This is a genomic window from Hoeflea sp. Naph1, assembly GCF_046837775.1.
Lineage (GTDB): Bacteria > Pseudomonadota > Alphaproteobacteria > Rhizobiales > Rhizobiaceae > Hoeflea.
Genome location: NZ_CP177286.1, coordinates 634,542 through 652,638 on the forward strand (window position 1 = coordinate 634,542; position 18,097 = coordinate 652,638).

17 protein-coding genes are annotated in these 18,097 nt (G+C 58.4%); 16 read left to right on the top strand and 1 reads right to left on the bottom strand.

Going from position 1 to position 18,097, the window contains the following annotated elements; all coding sequences use genetic code 11:
• Positions 1-428: 428 nt before the first annotated feature.
• The 9 genes from ACK6D9_RS02995 (at position 429) to ACK6D9_RS03035 (ending at position 8,326) form a co-directional block, all read left to right on the top strand.
• The gene (locus ACK6D9_RS02995) at positions 429-1,082 is read left to right on the top strand and encodes an SGNH/GDSL hydrolase family protein (protein ID WP_412050570.1); all 654 of its coding nucleotides are present in this window, start codon (positions 429-431) and stop codon (positions 1,080-1,082) included.
• A gap of 68 nt (positions 1,083-1,150) precedes the next feature.
• Complete coding sequence (locus ACK6D9_RS03000; RefSeq protein ID WP_412050571.1) at positions 1,151-2,251, top strand: ROK family transcriptional regulator; 1,101 nt, start codon at positions 1,151-1,153, stop codon at positions 2,249-2,251.
• 174 nt (positions 2,252-2,425) lie between these two features.
• Complete coding sequence (locus tag ACK6D9_RS03005) at positions 2,426-2,770, top strand: DUF423 domain-containing protein (RefSeq protein ID WP_412050572.1); 345 nt, start codon at positions 2,426-2,428, stop codon at positions 2,768-2,770.
• Positions 2,771-2,966: 196 nt separating this feature from the next.
• A complete protein-coding gene (locus ACK6D9_RS03010; RefSeq protein WP_412050573.1) occupies positions 2,967-3,239 on the top strand; it encodes a WGR domain-containing protein in 273 nt (90 codons plus the stop codon).
• Between the two features lie 484 nt (positions 3,240-3,723).
• Positions 3,724-4,902, top strand: coding sequence for a plasmid partitioning protein RepA (gene repA, locus ACK6D9_RS03015; protein WP_412050574.1), 1,179 nt, complete (start codon positions 3,724-3,726; stop codon positions 4,900-4,902).
• On the top strand, positions 4,899-5,954 hold the full coding sequence (gene repB, locus ACK6D9_RS03020; RefSeq protein ID WP_412050575.1) for a plasmid partitioning protein RepB: 1,056 nt from the start codon (positions 4,899-4,901) through the stop codon (positions 5,952-5,954). The genes repA and repB overlap by 4 nt, the downstream gene beginning before the upstream one ends.
• Positions 5,955-6,111: 157 nt before the next feature.
• Positions 6,112-7,422: a plasmid replication protein RepC gene (gene repC, locus ACK6D9_RS03025; RefSeq protein ID WP_412050576.1), complete on the top strand. Its 1,311-nt coding sequence runs from the start codon at positions 6,112-6,114 to the stop codon at positions 7,420-7,422.
• 245 nt (positions 7,423-7,667) lie between these two features.
• A complete protein-coding gene (locus tag ACK6D9_RS03030) occupies positions 7,668-7,916 on the top strand; it encodes a type II toxin-antitoxin system VapB family antitoxin (RefSeq protein WP_412050577.1) in 249 nt (82 codons plus the stop codon).
• Positions 7,913-8,326: a type II toxin-antitoxin system VapC family toxin gene (locus ACK6D9_RS03035; RefSeq protein WP_412050578.1), complete on the top strand. Its 414-nt coding sequence runs from the start codon at positions 7,913-7,915 to the stop codon at positions 8,324-8,326. The genes ACK6D9_RS03030 and ACK6D9_RS03035 overlap by 4 nt, the downstream gene beginning before the upstream one ends.
• Before the next feature lie 47 nt (positions 8,327-8,373).
• On the opposite strand, the gene ACK6D9_RS03040 is transcribed toward ACK6D9_RS03035, so the two are convergent.
• Positions 8,374-9,438, bottom strand: coding sequence for a site-specific integrase (locus ACK6D9_RS03040; protein ID WP_412050579.1), 1,065 nt, complete (start codon positions 9,436-9,438; stop codon positions 8,374-8,376).
• Positions 9,439-10,075: 637 nt separating this feature from the next.
• Between ACK6D9_RS03040 and ACK6D9_RS03045 the strand changes: the two genes are divergently transcribed.
• From ACK6D9_RS03045 to ACK6D9_RS03075, 7 genes are all read left to right on the top strand, one after another.
• Positions 10,076-11,323, top strand: a complete 1,248-nt coding sequence (locus tag ACK6D9_RS03045) for a Mu transposase C-terminal domain-containing protein (protein WP_412050580.1) — start codon at positions 10,076-10,078, stop codon at positions 11,321-11,323.
• The gene (locus ACK6D9_RS03050) at positions 11,320-12,246 is read left to right on the top strand and encodes a TniB family NTP-binding protein (RefSeq protein ID WP_412050581.1); all 927 of its coding nucleotides are present in this window, start codon (positions 11,320-11,322) and stop codon (positions 12,244-12,246) included. Before ACK6D9_RS03045 ends, ACK6D9_RS03050 begins: the two co-directional genes overlap by 4 nt.
• Positions 12,247-12,308: 62 nt before the next feature.
• Entirely contained in the window at positions 12,309-13,415 is a 1,107-nt protein-coding gene (locus ACK6D9_RS03055) for a hypothetical protein (protein WP_412050582.1), read from the top strand.
• 693 nt (positions 13,416-14,108) lie between these two features.
• A complete protein-coding gene (locus tag ACK6D9_RS03060) occupies positions 14,109-15,071 on the top strand; it encodes a DUF1403 family protein (RefSeq protein ID WP_412050583.1) in 963 nt (320 codons plus the stop codon).
• Positions 15,072-15,073: 2 nt separating this feature from the next.
• Complete coding sequence (scpB, locus tag ACK6D9_RS03065; protein WP_412050584.1) at positions 15,074-15,763, top strand: SMC-Scp complex subunit ScpB; 690 nt, start codon at positions 15,074-15,076, stop codon at positions 15,761-15,763.
• A gap of 205 nt (positions 15,764-15,968) precedes the next feature.
• Complete coding sequence (locus tag ACK6D9_RS03070) at positions 15,969-16,559, top strand: helix-turn-helix domain-containing protein (protein ID WP_412050585.1); 591 nt, start codon at positions 15,969-15,971, stop codon at positions 16,557-16,559.
• Positions 16,552-17,781: a type II toxin-antitoxin system HipA family toxin gene (locus ACK6D9_RS03075; protein ID WP_412050586.1), complete on the top strand. Its 1,230-nt coding sequence runs from the start codon at positions 16,552-16,554 to the stop codon at positions 17,779-17,781. The genes ACK6D9_RS03070 and ACK6D9_RS03075 overlap by 8 nt, the downstream gene beginning before the upstream one ends.
• The last annotated feature ends 316 nt before the right edge of the window (positions 17,782-18,097 follow it).

The following is an 18,097-nucleotide window of genomic DNA, read 5'->3' on the forward strand; positions in this document are numbered from 1 at the left end:
TTCAGTGTAATCTTCATTGAGCATTCCTCCGTTTTGCATTCAAATTCAATCCGGCCGACTTCCGCATGGCGGTTTACGGCGGACAATCAGGCAGGCCTTCTGAAAAGTCAGTACCCGTCCGGGTATCCGGACAGTCGACTTTGCAATGGAACCTGGCGCTTGAATTGACGCCTTGCGCTAGCCGCTCGACGCAGCGGAAATAGCATTTCCGTTGGGCTCGAAATCCGCCAGATCCAGATTTTCAGGACCTCCTCCTGACCCTCAAAACAACATGCCATTTCGATGCTGTCAATAGATATTCACTTTGAATGATTATTAGGCGAGCTTGCATTCTGCGCAATGAGGTGGCATTCTTCAAAACAAGTCAACCGTCGTGAATGTCACCATAAGTCTTTGTAAATAAAATATAATTAGAGCTTGGAAGATCAATGCGATCCATACTTTGCTTTGGCGATTCAAATACACATGGCCAAGTGCCTGGTGGTACGCCACTGCAAAGATACGGCCCGGCTCAAAGATGGCCAGGGGTCATGTGGCGGGAACTTGGGCCGAACTGGCATGTCATCGAAGAGGGTCTGAGTGGGCGAACCACGGTTCGGGATGATCCCATAGAAGGCGCGCACAAGAATGGCCGGAGTTATCTGACGCCGTGCGTTCAAAGCCACATGATCCTTGACCTGATCATCATCATGCTGGGCACAAATGATCTGAAAGCGCGTTTCAATCAGCCGGCCTCCGAGGTGGCCATGGGCATTGGATGCCTGATCCACGACATCAAGGAACTCACGCCGGGGCCGCAGGGAACGGTGCCGGAGATCATGGTCGTTTCCCCTCCTCCCATGCTTGATGACATCAAGGAATGGGAGCCGATCTTTTCCGGCGCGCAGCGGAAATCACGCGAGCTTGCCTTGCAGTTCGAAATCATCGCCGACTCGCTCGAAGTGCATTTCTTCGATGCAGGATCCGTGGTCGGGTGCGATCCGCTGGATGGGTTTCACATCAATGACCAGGCGCACGAAGCCTTGGGTGTGGCGCTTGCCCAGGAAGTCGATGCGATCGGATGGACACGTGACAGTGAGTAGAGTGCAGCCACGCAACCGCGAAAATCCCCGTCCGCAATTTCATGACGGAAGGCACTCCCTTGCCTGACATGAGATTTGCCCCACCCAATCCGTTGCGCATCGCAGACCGGGCGACCGGGCTGAATTCTGTCAGCGTCCGCAGCTACAATGAGCGGTTGCTGCTGTCGCTTCTTTTGGAGAACGAAAGCATATCGCGGTTCGAGATAGGCGAGAAAACTGGACTGTCCGCGCAGACCGTGTCGGTTCTTGTCCGCTCGCTGGAAAAGGAGGGGCTGGTCTCCAAGGGTGAAGCGCTCAAGGAGCGCGGCCGTGTTGGCCCGCCAACGGTCCCCATTTCACTCAACCCCGAAGGGGCTTATTCGGTCGGCATCAGCATAGGCTACAAACACACCGAAGTTGTGCTGATCGATTTTGTCGGTGCTGTCCGATTTCACAGCATGCTGCCAAACAACGGCCAATCGGAAAAATCCAATCATCCCGAATTTCTGCAGACGATCAATGAGGCAATCAAGATGCTTCCGGAGGGTGCCGGTGGCCGGCTTGCCGGCATCGGCCTGGCCTTCCCTGAGGCAAAGCGCGAAAAGAATTTCAGGGCCGATGACTATCAGTTGCGGCAGCAAGCGCTGCAGGAAGAGATAGAAAGCGAAATTGGAATTCCCGTCTTTGTGCAGAACGACATTACCGCAGCAGCCAGTGGCGAGAGCATGTTTGGTGCTGCCAAACCGCTTTCGGACTACCTGTTCTTCTATCTCGGCGCCGAGCTGCACAGCCGCCTCATTCTCAACCACCAGATCTACCATGGGAACTCGTCGCTGAGTTTTGATGTCGGCATTCGTCGGCTGGAAACTCAGCTTCATGGCCAGGAAATTTCCACTGATGCCCTTTGGGATCGATCGTCCCGGTGGCCCGATTATGGAGAGACTCAAAAAGCCTGGGAGGCTGAGGTGGTTGAGCGGATAAGGCTATCGTTTGAAACCCTGACCCAGTTCGTTGAGATGAACACCATCGTCCTGTCGTCTTACGCGCCCCAGGACATTTGCCAGAAAATCTGCGAACAGGTTGAAAGTGTCGCGCCTGGATCCAAGGCCATGGCCGGGATCATAAACCCGTCACCAAAAGCCATCGGAGCAGCAAGTCTTCCTTTCAGCTCCAGATTTATGGTGGAATGAGTCCGCCGAACGGATAACAGCGGGCATTGGGAAAAACGGCAACAATGATTTCGGATTGCGCTTCACCCAAGTCTGTGAGACCTCTTTTGGGACACCACCGATGACCAAAGGCGTTCAGCTGATGCGAAGCTTGTTGATCCGCGTCTGCTGCGTGAAACGTCCGGAATCCAGATCATGAGCATTTTCATTCTTGTTGGCGGCTTGGTGGGGGCAGCAGGCGTTGCCCTGTCGGCCTATGGTGCCCATGCAGGTGGCGGCAATGTCACCACGGCTGCGCAATTTTTGTTGTTTCATGCGCCGCTTTTTGTGGCGCTGGGCCTTGCCGGAAATCTCAACCGGGTACGGACTGCCGGTGCCGGCCTCCTGGGCATTGGGCTTGCACTGTTTTGCGGCGATCTGCTGATGCGCCATTTTGCCGGCACCCGATTGTTTGCAATGGCTGCGCCTGCCGGGGGCATGGCAATGATCAGCGGCTGGCTGGTGATCGCCGTCTCCGGACTCAGCAACAAATCCCGCTAAGCATCGACGCACCGCTCAGCGGCAGGCCTCCACCCTCGACGCTCCATGAACGCTCCGCCTTGTCCTGACCTTCCCCAAGATGAAATGTCAGACGGCCCTGCCCCCAGCCCGAGCGTGGTCGCCCACGACACCCATCAAGACGATGAATCTGTCCGGCACGATTGATTCATCGAACTCATTGGACGCGCGCGCGCAGATGTTCGAATCTGCCGGTATGATCGCACAGCCCTACCACATCTATATCGAACGCACCGAAGCGGCGAACAACATGGCCCGTTATTACGCCATGGAAATCTCGGCAACTTTGTTCGGTGAAGCCTGCCTGAAACGGACCTGGGGCCGCATAGGCAGAAGCGGTCAGAGCAAGATGCATCACTTTGAAAATGAGAGTGATGCGGTTGATCTGTTCCTCGAACTGATGCGCCAGAAGCGCAAGCGCGGCTATCGGCCGAGGCCTGTGCGGTCTTGAGCGTTAGTGCAGCCGGCGAAACAACATTCTCGCGTTGCGCTTTGCGGCAGTCATGACAACTTATTCCGAGATTTTTCGGGGACCCCGCTTCCGGTTTGTAATGGCTGAATTTTTGTCTCTTACTAATTCACCAAGGCGGGCAGCGTTGCACATCCGGAAGGGTGTTTTTCGCGGGATGCGCTTGTCAGTCTGGGTCGCGTTTTTGTCTGAAGGTTCCCCGCGGGGAACATGCTTTGAATTCCTTCTCCGCTGTTTGAAAATGGACCTTGAGAAACGTGTCCCGCTCCAAAGTTCCCCGCGGGGAACTTGAAAGTTCTCGGCCAGTTAACGCAATCATGAGCCCTTTGCAGCGGCTCCCGAATCGCGTTACCTGTGGCTACGACAAATTGCGAAATTTGCGATTTTTTGCGTAGTCACACAGTGTTTCACCTTCTGTTAACCATACCGGGCAATACAGTGGCGCAACACAGCACGGAGCAGCGCGTTGACTCGGCATTTGAACAGTCTGGACTTCATGCAGACGTTTTCCAACAAGTTGGATCACGCGCTGCGCAATTTGTCATTGGCACAGTATCCGCCCGATGCCCATCGCGTCATGCGGACCTTTGCATCCTCGGAAGTGGCAAGCCTTCTTGGGGTAACGGAAGCCTATATCCGCCAGATTTCGCTCAAGGGCAGGGGGCCTGAACCCGAAGTCACCAGCAATGGCCGACGGCTTTATACAGTCGAGCAGATTCTCGAACTGCGCATGTTGCTGGCTGAAAACGGCCGCAAGAAATGGATCAACCCGCGCCGGATCGTAGGCGAGGATTGCCAGGTGATTGCGGTCACCAATTTCAAGGGCGGCTCCTCCAAGACCTCGACCACCATCCATCTCGGCCATTATCTGGCCTTGAGAGGCTACCGGGTGCTGGCCATCGATCTTGATCCGCAGGCCTCGCTGACCGCGCTTCACGGCTCCTTGCCGGATTTTGATCCGCGCGAGGGCGACACGTTTTACTCTGCCATTCGCTTTGACGAGCCCGTGCCGACGCAATCGCTGATCCACAAGACCCATATTGAAGGCTTTGACGTGATTTGCGCCGGGCTTGAACTCACTGAGTTTGAAACAGCCGTGGCGCTTGAAATGCGCAAATCCGGCGGCACCGAATTCCTGTTGCGGGCGACTCAGGCGATTGCTCAGGTTGAGGACAATTATGATGTCATTTTAATGGATTCGGCCCCGTCGCTGAATTTTTTGACATTGTCTTCGCTGACGGCGGCGACGGGCGTTCTTATTCCGGTTCCCGCCCACATGCTTGATGTCGACTCGACGGCGAAATTCCTTGAGCTTGCCGGGTCTTACATGCAAATCCTCAATGATATGGGCACCCGTGCGGAATGGGATTTTGCCAAATTCCTGATCACCAAATTCGAGCCCAATGACCATCCGCAAGCCAATATGATGGCCTTGATGCGGCAGGTTTTCGGCAATGATCTGCTGCTTAACACCGTCATAAAATCCACAGCCGTTGCAGATGCGCTAACCTGGAAGCAGAGCCTGTACGAGGTACAGCGCTCGCGGTTCTCAGCGCCCAAGACCTATGACCGGGCGATGGAATCGATCAACGGTGTCAACGCAGAGATCGAGGATCTGCTGACAAATGCGTGGGGACGGTCATGAGCCGGAAAGATTCCAAAGGCATGTTCGCCAATGTGTTGGGCAAACTCAGCGATGATGAAGCCGAGGCCAAGCCGGGGGAGACAACCGGCGCCGGGCAGGCGGGTGGTTCACGCGAACGTAGCTTGACGTCACCGCATCTGAAGAAGGTCGCCGCTGGCGTCCGCCAGATCCAGGAGCGCGGCGAGTTGGCCGATCGGTTGCTCAAGGATGGCGGCTATGTAAGCGAACTGGATCCGGCCGAGATCTTGCTATCGAGCATTCCCGACCGTTTTGCCGGTGCCTATGACGAGGCCGCGATTTCAGAGCTGGTGGCTTCGATGCGCGAGCGTGGGCAAATCGTGCCGGGTCTGGTGCGGCCACTCAAGGATGATCCGCAGCGTTACCAGATTGTCTATGGCCGCCGGCGGATGGCTGCGGCGCAAAAGCTGGGGCTGAAATTCAAGGCGATCATTCGTCCGCTTGATGACGCCGAAGCGATCGTGTTCCAGGGCGAGGAAAACTCAGCCCGCAACGATCTCAGCTTCATTGAGAAATGCAATTTTGCCTTCGCGCAGGAGAAGGCGGGCTATGACCGGGCCACCATCTGCGCCTCGCTGTCGACCGGCAAGTCGCATATTTCCGAGATGATCCGGATTGCCGCAACCCTGCCGCAAAGCCTGCTGCAGGCGATTGGCTCTGCGCCTGAAATCGGTCGCCGCCGCTGGCTGGAGCTGGTGGAGAAGTGGACGGCCTTCCCCAAGGCACACACAGTGGTCGAGGAACTCCTGGCCAATGCCGGCGCGGAGATGTCGAGCCAGGACCGTTTTGCGCTGGCGCTGTCAGCGATGTTTGAGAAAGTCCAGGCCCCCGAACCCAAGGCGCTGCCACGCGAGACCATCATGTCCAAAGGCATGAAACTGGCTGAGGTGAGCTATGGCACTGCGGGGGCGCGGATGAGCTTTGCCAAATCCGTCCCGCCCGAATTTGTCGCTTATCTGGCCGGGCAAATGGAAACCATTCACGACGCCTATCTCCAGGAGATCAGGGCGAAGACAACCGATAAACGGAGTTAAGTGCAACGCAATAGAAAAAGGCCCCCAAACGTCGCCGTCGTGGAAGCCCTTCTCGTGTCTAGCAGCTAGAGAATCGCATTTCCCCGAATCACAGTCAAGAGTCTTGAGCGTCAATTTGGCGAACGAATTTCTATTGCCTTTTGAAAGGTGAAGGAAAATGCAGCTGGACCATGTCACGACGCCCTTCGGGCGGCGAACGATGACCTATGCCATGTTGGCAGACCAGATCACGGCCGCCGAAATCGACGATGACGCATCAGTCGACAAGTGGAAGATCTACCAGGCGCTGTGTGAAGCGAGGCCGCGGCTGGGGATTACCGACCGGGCGCTGGCGGTGCTTTCTGCGCTGATAAGTTTTTATCCCAAGGCAGAACTTGCGGCTGGCGACAGCCTGATCGTGTTTCCGTCAAATGCGCAATTGTCGCGCCGCGCCAATGGCATGGCCGAGCAGACCATCCGCCGTCATCTCGCGGTGCTGGTTTCGGCCGGGCTTCTCACCCGCAAGGACAGCGCCAATGGCAAGCGCTTTGCCCGCCGCAGCAGGACTGGGCAAATCGACGAGGCGTTCGGCTTCTCGCTCAAGCCGCTCCTGGCGCGGGCCGACGAGATCCGTCAGCTGGCCAGCGAAGTTGAAGCGGAGCGCTTGCACATGCGGCGGATGAAGGAGCGGCTGACGATCTGCCGCCGGGATGTGATCAAGCTGATTGAAACAGCGCTTGAGGAAGGTGCTACGGGTGATTGGCTGAGCGTTCAGGACGAGTACCGCGCCATTTTTGCCGACTATCCGCGCAAGCCTTTGTTGGAGGCGGTGATCGCGGCGCTCGATGAGATAGAGTTCCTGCGCGAGAACATCCTCAACCAGTTGGAAAACCAACTGAAAACAACCAGAACAAGCGGCAATGCCCATGAAAATGAGCGCCATAAACAGAATTCAAATCCAGACTCCCTTATTGAATCTGAACTGCGCTTAGAAAAGACGCAAGGCAGAAATCCAGATCCCCTCGACCGGAACGATGTGGAGCCGGCGGTAAGGGAAATTAAATCGGCTTCGACCGGAATGGGGCAGGGTGGTGAAGCGGGATCTACCCGGCAGCAAGGCGAAATCCCGGACGGGCTTGGCCAAAAGCCGTTTCCGCTCGGCATGGTGCTGTCGGCTTGCCGCGAGATCTGCGATTACGGGCCGGGCGGGGCGATTTCGAGCTGGCGCGATCTGATGGGGGCCGCGGTGGTGGTGCGCTCGATGCTGGGCGTCTCGCCATCGGCCTATGAGCAGGCCTGCGCGGTGTTCGGGCCTGAAAATGCCGCCACGATGATCGCCTGCATTCTCGAGCGTGCCGGTCACATCAACTCCGCCGGCGGTTATCTGCGCGATCTGACCAGCCGCGCCGAACGTGGCGAATTCTCGCTCGGACCGATGCTAATGGCGCAGATCCGGGCAAACGGACCAGGCGAAAGACGTGTGGGGTGAGGGGAAGGATCTCGAAAAGCGGTCTCGCATGGCGAGCTGAGCTTATCGAGGGTTCTGACAGGTGCTTCCTATTCGAGGATGGCACCGCATTTCAGCGTGGCCTAGTTTTCGGCACGGGAGCGGATCAGAGTGATCACCCGAGTTCAAACATCCGAGGATTGAAAAAAGGCTGATGCTCTGCCATCAGCTGCCATCTTGATGGCAAAGGCGACTTGCCTTATATTGCAGTTCGTTAGGAGATTGATATGGCAGAACCACAATTGTCCGTCCGGAGCTCCAAAGCGCGGGAGTTGGCGCACCGTCTCGCCCGGCGCGAAAATCGCTCCATCGCCGACGTGGTCGAGCGTGCGCTTGAATCCTATGAGACCCGCGAGGCGGGTCGTGAACCTGCTTCCAGATTTTATTCGCGACTTGCTATGGAGTTCGGCACCGACATCGATCTTGAGGTCGTCATCGGCGAACATAGGAAACCGCATCAAGGCGTGGACCTTTGATTTTTCTTGATACAAATGTCCTGTCCGAGACCTTGAAGAAGCAACCGAATGAAGCTGTCATTGCCTGGCTGACGAGGCATGATGCCGAATTGGCGCTGCCGACTGTCACGATAGCGGAAATAGCTTTTGGTATTCAGAAGATTAGGCCGGATCAGCGCGCAGATAGACTGGAGCAGGGACTGCAACATTGGCGCCGGCGTTTTGCCGACCGTATTTTCGGCCTGACCGAAGAAGCTGCACTTGCCTATGGCGAAATCATGGGTAACACAGCCCGCCGGGGACGGGGTATGTCGGCGCCCGATGGAATGATTGCCGCTATTGCCCTTGTGAATGGTGGCCGACTGGCAACGCGCAATCTAACGGATTTCGAAACAACGGGGCTCGAGCTCATATCTCCATGGGCCTTCTGAGGCAGCTACAACGCTGCAAGCATTCTAGGGCCCGGGAGTGGTTTTCCCTACAATCCCGCAGCTTTTGTGAGGTTTATCCGGAATCTGTCCCTGCGCCGCTGATACCGGCGGGTCATTTCAGCCGATGTGTGGCCGAGTTGTTTTTGGACGTAACGCTCATCGACTTCGGCCGATGAGGCGAGGCCGGCACGGAGCGAGTGTCCGGCGAATTTTTGCCCGCGTTCAACTTCCGAAAGATCGCCGCGAACGCCTGCGGCAAGCGCTGCGCGCTTAACCAAGCGTGCCACTTCCTGGTCGTTCAGGCGATCCGGCCCGACATTTTTGCCTTTGCCTGAAACGCGGCGGAAGAGGGGACCTTTCGCAAGTTTGGCGAATTTGATCCAGGTCTCCGTGGCAACGACCGGGCAGGTGGAATCGGAAGAACCTCGCCCGACCTCGACGTCGCGCCAGCCGGTCTTGCCGCGCAGGGTGATCAGCAGGCCTTTGTCGAGGATTTCGACCCAGCCACGACCGTCCTCAGTCTGGTCGCGGCCAAGATCAAGGCCGGTGATTTCCGAACGTCGGAGACCACCGGCAAATCCGATCAGCAGCATCGCCCGGTCGCGCAAGCCACGCAGTGAACCACGATCAAGCGTTTCCAGCATTGCGATCAGATCTTCGGGCAAAAGCGCTTCTTTCTGACGTGGCGGTGCGGCGTGGGTGTTGCGGATGCCAGCCATCACGGTGGCAATGGCGCGATCCTTGCGATCGAGCACCATGCCGCGCTGAGCAACGTTCCAACCAATTGCCGAGAGGCGTCGCTCGATGGTCGAGACGCTGTTGGGCTTGCCGCGCTGTGTGCCACTGGCCCTGTCCGAGGCACTGCCAGATGTCGAGCCTGATGCACAGGCTGTGATGTAAAGGCCGACGACTTCTGGATCCGGGGGCAGGGGAGACAGGTTCTGGCGCCGGCACCAAGCGGCAAAATGCTTCCAGTCGGCGGCATAGGCCCTTCGTGTATTGGCGGAACTGGCGGCCTCGACATAGCCACGCGCACGATCGGTCAAAACCTGTAGATGCGCCGGCACGCCAGCAACGGTCTCCGGAGCAGGGGAGGGCAGCCCGGCCGGCATCTGCGCCGCAGATATATCATCAGAACCCGCCGTGCTGTGAGGCGGCGCTGAGGCCTGCTGAGGGTGGTTTTTGGTGTTTTGCGCGTTGATTTGGGCTGTCGTTCGCGTTTTATCAACGGACGGCAACTCATTGATCTCGAACGAATCAGGTTTTCGGTTCATTTCCGGATTCTAGCCGAATCAGCGGATTTTTTGTAATATTCGAGCGGACGAACTTTACGGCGAGGCCGCTGTGGTTCACGGACCTGACAAAGATACCATTGACGATGCCTCCTGGAGTGAGGCGGTCGCAAGGGAAGCCGTGATCCGAACGCTGGTTTCGCTCGATAGCCCAAGCCGGTCCGATTTCCTTCGAGCTTGTCATGAGCTCGGCCTCAAGCGAACCCGGCTTTATGAGCTGATCAAAGTGTATAGGGAGCATCCGGTCACGAGTTCACTGCTGCCGCGCGCAGCGGGGATGCGGAAAGGTAGCCGCCGGTTGCCGGACGCCACCGAAGCCGTAATCGCCGAAGCCATCCGAGACTTCTACAAGACACCCCAGAAGCCAAGCATTAATCGGCTCCAAAAGGAAATCCGCGGGCTCTGTCGGTCCCGGGGTGCGCGCCCACCGTCCTGGCATGCGATTAAGGCGCGGATCATGACCATGGACCCCGCCGAATTAATCAAGGCTCGGGATGGTTCGAAAGCAGCACGTGATCGCTTCCGACCAGTGCCGGGAGAGTATGCAGCTGAGTTCGCGTTCGATGTCGTCCAGGTCGACCACACGCTGGTCGATGTGATTGTTGTCGATCGTCAGTATCGACGGCCACTACAAAGGCCATGGTTGACGCTTGCCATCGATGTCGCAAGCCGCATGGTTGCGGGCTTCTATCTCACGCTCGAGGCACCCTCGAGTGTCTCGGTTGCTCTCGCAATCCAGCACATTGTGCAGCCCAAGGAGGCATGGCTCGAGGGGCTGAGCATTGATGCGGAGTGGCCGATTTCCGGGTTTCCGGACGCGATCCATCTCGACAATGCCAAGGAATTCCGGTCGCACGCCCTGCGCAGGGGTGCGGAAGAGTATGGCATAGAACTCATTCACCGTCCGGTTGCCACACCACACTATGGCGGACACATCGAACGGCTGATTGGTACTATGATGGGTGCCGTCCATCTTCTCCCGGGCACGACCTTCAGCGACATAGGCGAGCGTGGCGGCTATGATTCGGCGGCCCATGCGACAATGACGATGGATGAACTGGAGCGGTGGATCGCACTCGAGATCACGCGCTACCATGCCGATCGGCATGGAACGCTTGGAATTCCGCCTCTCGAGGCTTGGCGTGAGGCCGCGGCCCGACGTGTCATGCCCTTGCGTCACCCCCATGATCTTGCAGGTTTCATGGTCGATTTCCTGCCCAGCGTCGACCGGCTCGTGCGACGTGACGGCATTCATTTGTTCGGTCTTCGTTACTGGGATGACGTGCTGAGCATCTGGGCCGGCCGGCTCGCTCGTCCGTTGCGCGTTTCCTATGATCCGCGCGATCTTTCCAGGGTATTCGTGCGCGCTCCAGACGGTATACGCTGGCCTATCCACTTTGCGGATCTACGCCGCCCGCCGATTACGCTGGGCGAACACCGCCGCGCCCGGGCCGCCCTGCGGGAACGCGGCTTGGCGCTGGTAGATGAGCAATTGATATTTGAGACCATCGAGGCGCAGCGCGCTCTGGTCGAAGAGGCGGCAGTGCGCACCAAGGCCGCGCGTCAACTGGTCGAAAGACGGGAGCGAGCGCTCAGTGCCTCAGCTCCAAACGTGGCTGCTCCCACCGACCCTGCACAAATTGAGGACGACCAGGCGATCGATTGGAGCAAGGTTCCCGTCTATGACGTCGAGGAATGGTCATGAGAGGGGAGGGGACAAATGAACACCTCGATAAGCGGTACCGCCGCTATGCCGCGCTGCCTGACGAGGAGCGCATTACCTGGATCAAGGCCGATCGCTGGATCGGTTTCGAACAGGCTGAAGCAGCAATTGCCCGCCTGAACGCGCTGCTGGCCTATCCGCCGCGTGATCGCATGCCGTGCCTCTTGATCTATGGCAACACCGGAATGGGCAAGACAAAGATTGTTCGGAAGTTCGAGCGTACCCACCCGGCCACTTTTTGTCAGTCGACCGGCGTTACGAACAGGCCGGTCGTTGTGGCGCAGGTGCCATCGGAGCCGGTAGAGCGCGACCTTTATCGGGAATTGCTGGCCAGCCTTCAAGCTCCTTCTCTCATTGGCGGTACCCTTGCGCGCGAGAAAGATATTTGCCGCTCGCTGCTACGCACCGTCGGCGCCAGGATGATCGTGCTCGACGAGGTCAATGGAATGCTGGCGGGGACCTACCGGCAGCAACGGATATTTCTGAATGCGATACGGTTTCTCGCCAATGATTTGCGGGTTCCTCTTGTCTGTGCCGGGACTGACCTGGCGCGCCAGGCCTTGCTCACCGACGCGCAACTTGCCGAGCGTTTCGAGGCGTTTCACCTAAAGCCCTGGAAGAACGATCATGCCTTTGCGCGGCTCTTGAAGAGCCTGGCCGGCATTCTGCCGCTGCGCGCGCCTTCCGATCTCGAAAGCGCTGCGGTTCGTGAACGGATCCACATGCTCACCAGCGGCGTCACGGCGCGGATTTTCCGGCTGATCGAAACGGCGGCTGAGGAGGCGATCCAATCTGGAAAAGAGCGGCTCGACCTGATGAGCTTCGGCGATGATCTCGTTCTACCGCTTGTGTCGATGACGCAATCGGCAAATCGGCGGATGCCGAAGACGGTGGCGGCTGAGTGATGGGGGCGGGTCGCCTACCGGTCGTGCCGCGCCCCTATCGCGACGAATTGGTGTCCTCCTGGATGGCGCGAGTGGCATGCCGCTATGGCCTCACAGCTCCGGAATTGAGTGGTTATCTCTGTGGCCTGCCGTCACCATTGTCCATTGATGACAGGGGTCCAGCGGCTGGCCAGACGAAGGTTTGGGCACAATTCTGCGGTGTCGATCCCAATCGGCTGTATCGTTTGTCATTGAACTGGCGTTACCCGCGACGCACTCGAGCATGGTACATGAGCCGTGGACCGGAATGGAAACCATCAACGCTGACCGGGTCGACCCCGGTTTGTCTCGGCTGTTTCGCTGCCGATCAATCCGCAGGGCGCGACGGCTATTTGCGATCCGGCTGGGTGCTCGCCGAACGCTGCATCTGCTCTGTTCATGGCGAGCTGCTGCTTGATCGCTGCCAGTCGTGTCATCGGCATCTTGTTGTTGCTTTTCGCCTCCTTGAGGGGCGCGCGCAGCCCGTCTGCGGCTCTTGCGGCTCGATTTTGGCCGACAGGGGAGGGGTGCGCGATCGACTGCACGACCAAAACCTGATGCTCAGCACGCTCGCCATCCAGCAGCGGATCACGGCGAGTGTGGATCGTGGATATCCTGAACAGCAACGGTTTGAGGAGGCGCTTGCGATCCTCTGGGCGCCGCTCGATCATCCGGCCGCCGCGCGGCCCGTATTGGCGCTGTGGCTAAAAGAAGCGGGCTGGCGCTGTCCCTACGATGTCCGGCATGCAGTTGGCGCCGCAGCTCCGCTCGGTCAGTTGCCAGTGCGCTGGCGTCTGGTGACGCTGCTTGCTCTCAACGACTGTTTCGGCACTGAGTTGGCCGGGAACGGGGAAATGCCACCTTTGGCCGTTCAACTGGTCCGGCGCGCCGCGCCGCGGCAGTGCCGCCTCCCAAGGCCAGGCCGACGGCCGCATGTTCAGGCGCTGAAGCGCTCGCCGGCCGAGTATGAGCGCCTGGCAATGCAAATCATAGCTGATCCGCGTTGGATCGCCGCGGAAAAACTATTCCGGCGAAAACGCGAGGGTGTCCGGGCACTCCTGATCGATGCTGCGCTTGCCGGGAACTTGGCGGGAGCGCACGGACCAACATTGTTGTCCCAGTCGAGCAACGGAGAGGAGATTCAGATTTAGTGAGACTGCGCGCTTTAACCGGGAGTCTCACGAATTCCGACTCATCCAGTCTCACAATGGTGCGCCAGATTTCGTCCGGGAGATGATTTACGTTGATTTCAGCCTTCTGCTCGACGACAGAGGCCATCCTCGGCCAGCAGTCCGGGAATTGGCCGCAAACCCGGTCCGCTCAATGAACGCGAATTCTCGTCAATCTGACGCTCAAAAGGGGCTGTCCGCCGGTGAAAAACGAGCGACATGGGCTGTCGTTCGTGTTTCATCGGTGGACACCAACGTATTGATTTCTTTAGAAGAGCGTTCGGAGTTCATTTCCGGATTCCTGTTGATCCAACGGATTATTTGCATTCAACGAGCGGACTAAGTTTGCAGGAGTGGAAACTCCCCATTTCCGAGACCGCGCCCGTAGCCAAGCCGGTAACTCCGCTATTTCCAACTCTTCTCATCGTTTGCCCTGCTACACGGTCCGCTGATTGAGTTCGAACCCGGTCCGCTCAATGAACGCGAATTCTCGTCGATCTGACGCTCAAAAGGGGCTGTCCGCCGGTGAAAAACGAGCGACATGGGCCATTCCCTCTATAAAGAGCATAATGATTGATAATGCAATCTTATCGTTCGTAAATAATCCCCGACAGCGTGTGCGGTTTGGTGCAATAAGACTATCACAAACTGCACACATGATTTATGTTTTGTCGCATGGATTCGCTTACAGCAGCACCTTCAACGCCGCCCACCTGGCCGCACCGCGTCCCAGCCTGGGCGTTTTCGCGCGGTCGGGAACCGGTCGATCACGGCGAGGTCGATGCGGCATTCGCCGCCGGTATTGCATTGAAATCGCTCGATGACCTCGTGCGATCACAACCCGCCTGGGCCGGCTGCTGGCGCTCCCGTCAAGCGCTGAAATGCGCCGCGGCCGCCGTGCGGCTGATGGGCCGAACCGAGGACGAACACGGATTGCGTGACGCGCTTTTGCTCACTGCACCCGGTGATGATTCTGGCCCGGCCGGAAAGGTATTTTTGGCCTTCAAAAGGGTTTCCGCGCAAAAACCCGGGTTTTCCACGAAGCATGTGGCTGAACTGGCCGATCTTTTGGGCCTCGCCTGGGATGAGCCGCTCGCGGCGGCCGTCAGTTATGCCGATAATGCGCTTCAATCCGGCCGGCCGGCGCCCTTTGCCGCGGCCGAGCTGGTGTCAGAGATTTGCGCCTCCCGTCCGGATGCCGAAACCCTCGCCTGGGCGCTAGCCGATATTCTCATCGCCGAAAAGCTCAAATGGCCGTTTCCGCTACCGCTGCTGATGGGTGAACGGTTTGGGCCGGCCTTTCGTACACTTGGGGGAAGGGGGCGCGTCCGCCCCGCCGAACCCGCATTCGCGGGGGCGCTTTGTTTGGCTCTGGTTGATGGCATTGAGAGCGCCATGCGCTCGGCCGGGGAGATTTCTCGCCGAGCCGACCAGCTTTTGGCCGTGGCGCCAAAACTGCGCACCAAGGGAGCCGAGCCGGTGATCCAGGCATTGCTCAATGAGGATGCGATTGCGGCCTCGGCGCCAGGCAGCGATCTGTCCCGCTGGGCGGCAACCCGCCTGTTCGAGCGGCTGGAGAGTTTTGGCGCCGTGCGCGAGCTTTCCGGCCGATCGTCCTTCCGGATTTATGGATTGTGAGCGTGGCCAGATCGACCGCAGCAAAACCATCCCGCAGCAAGAAAGCGAACGGCGCAAGCGAATGCTTGTTTGATCGGGAACTGGAGGAATTGCCGCAGGAATTGCGCTGGCGCGAATGGATGCTGCGGGTCGAGGCGGTGATCTTTGCCTCGGCCGAACCGGTCGGCCGCGAGATTTTGGCGCGTGTTGTCGGCAAGGATTGCAGCGTCGACCTACTCATTGATGATCTGCGGGAGGAACTTCGTTCCCGGCCCTATGAACTGGTTTCGGTCGCCGGCGGCTGGCAGCATCGAAGCCGTTCGGCTTACGCGCCCGCGATCCGGGCCTCGGCGGCGCCGACACGGTCGCCTGCCGCAGTGCTGTCCGAACTTGAGTCGATGGTGCTGATGGCGATCGCGTATTTCCAGCCGGTGACGAGGAGCGAGCTGTCGAAGATCTTTGGCAAGGAGGTCAGCCGTGATCTGATCGGATCGCTGCGCGGCGCCGGGTTTATTTCCTCGGGACCGCGAAGCCCGACGCCGGGGGCGCCGTATACCTATGTGACGACGAAACACTTCCTGTCCGCGTTTGGGCTGGAGACCTTGCGTGACTTGCCCGATATGGAGGCGCTTGAAGATGCAGGGTTGCTCAGTCGGCGGATTGAAGAGGGTTCCATGGTGGACTCTGATCCAGAACTCGACGGGAGTGACTGATTTCAGGGCGGCTCCTCGTCGGTTGGTGTGTGCCATTGGCTCTATGGCGCTCGAGGGTATGTCCGGGCCCTCGACCTCAGGTGATATATTTTTCCAGCTACGGGCGTCAGTTTGATACGGAGTTATGTATCATGGTTGCTTCGATCCGGATAAGTTGATATATATTATCCTATATGGAAAGCAAGTTCTGATATAGGAATATGATGTGGCGTATAAAACGGAGCACATAACGCAGCGACTGCGCAGCGCGCGTGAAGCGCGGAAAATGAGCCAGCGCGAGCTGAGCGCACGTTCTGGCCTAACGCAAAGCCATATTTCCCAGATAGAACGGGGCACTATGGAGCCCGGTCTGGGCAGCCTGGTAGATGTCGCGCGCGCGCTCGACCTCGAAATCGTCCTTGCCCCGAAAAAACTGATGCCGGCAATCCGCAACATCCTCGACAGCACATCGACGTCAAGTGATATCGTGCGATCCGACCAGCGCAAACTGGTGGTGCGCCTTGAGCGGTGGTTTGCGCAGCATGGGGGCGTGCTCGGCAGTGCAGTCGAGGCAGATAAATTCAAAAGCAGCCTTGCGCTCTTACGGCATCTTCCTCTGTCGAACGAGGAGATGGACACAATTAAAGAGGTGACTGCACCCCTGGACAGGTGGGAGAGCGATCCTCCGTCCGGCCGTGAACTCAGCAGGATCGTTGATGCCATAAGAAATCTGCGAAATGCCGCAGTGCACCGCGACCGCGACGACGTGATCCCTCGCTCGGCCTATGCACTGGATGAGGAAGACGACGATGCCTAAGGTCACGGTGCTCGAAGTCAGGCTGTATGGGGAACCGGTCGCCACCCTTACCAACCTGCAGGACGGGCGCACAATCTTGGCGTTCAACGATGCCTATATCGAAGACGAAAAGCGGCCGACGCTCAGCCTGTCCCTGAAAGACCCGTTCGGTGCGCTCATCACGAGGTTCAGGCCGTACAATATCGTCGTCCCCCCCTTCTTCTCGAACCTGTTGCCGGAAGGCCCGCTGCGCAAGTACCTCGCTGATCGTGCGGGTGTGAAGCCGTCGCGGGAATTCTTTCTGCTCTGGATGCTCGGCCGGGACCTGCCCGGGGCTGTGACGGTGCATCCCTCCGAAGGGGATGATGCGCCTCTGGACAACGAGCAGGCGATCGTCGAAGCGCGACCGAATGCGCTACGCTTTTCGCTGGCGGGTGTGCAGCTCAAATTCTCCGCCTTCCAGAATGACAAAAAGGGTGGCGGCTTGACCATTCCGGCCCAGGGAACGGGTGGTTCGTGGATCGTGAAGCTGCCGTCTCAGCAATATAGCGGCGTGCCCGAGAACGAGTTCGCAATGATGACCGTCGCCGGTATGATGGGCATGGACGTGCCCGAGATCCAGCTGGTTGATATCGATGCTGTGAGCGGTCTGCCGCAGGGGGTGGGCGAACTGCACGGACAGGCGCTGGCGATCAAGCGTTTCGACCGCACGCCAGAGGGTCCAGCGCATATCGAGGATTTCGCGCAAGTCTTCGGCGTCTTGCCTGATCATAAATACGACAGGGGCAATTACCGGATGATAGGTCGCGTGCTGGGGATCGAAACCAGCACGGCCGATGTGGCCGAGTTCATCCGGCGCCTTGTCTTCAGCACACTCATCGGCAATGGCGACATGCACTTGAAGAACTGGTCGCTCATCTATCCAGATCGTCGTACCCCAGCGCTCTCTCCAGCCTATGATCTGTTGTCGACCATCCCTTACATCGAGGGGGAAGATACGGCAGCGCTCAATTTTTCTCGCACCAAAAAGATGGCGGCTCTGTCGAAGGATGAGCTGGCGCATCTGGCCGCGAAAGCGGAGCTTTCCGAAAAGCTGGTGATCGATACCGCGCGCGAGACAGTTGAACGGTTCAGGGCGGTATGGGAGGCGGAGAAAAAGAACCTGCCGATGGCGTCCAAGGTCGCCGACGCGATCGACAAGCACGCGCCCGCGGTCGAGCTGTACCGCGAGTTTGCGAAGTAGCGACCTGCAGGTTGTCTGATCAGCGCCGTCGGGGTTCGCGAACGTCGTGCCCCGACCGGAAGCTTGAAGTATGCCTGCAAGACCCAGGCGATGAAGTGCTTCGCGTGACGGCACTTTGACCCGCCCTCCGCAAACTTGTTCCCGAACTGTCGGTCACCGCCATGGTCAGCGGTCTATCAGCTATCGACGACCGGGCACACTTCACCGCGCCTTTAGGCTTCAGGCGGCTTCCCACCGGCTTAGCCTTCGCCTGGCACTCGATCACAGAAATGCGCCGATCTGGTTCGGGTGTGGCATTTATGAGAGAGGTGGGCGT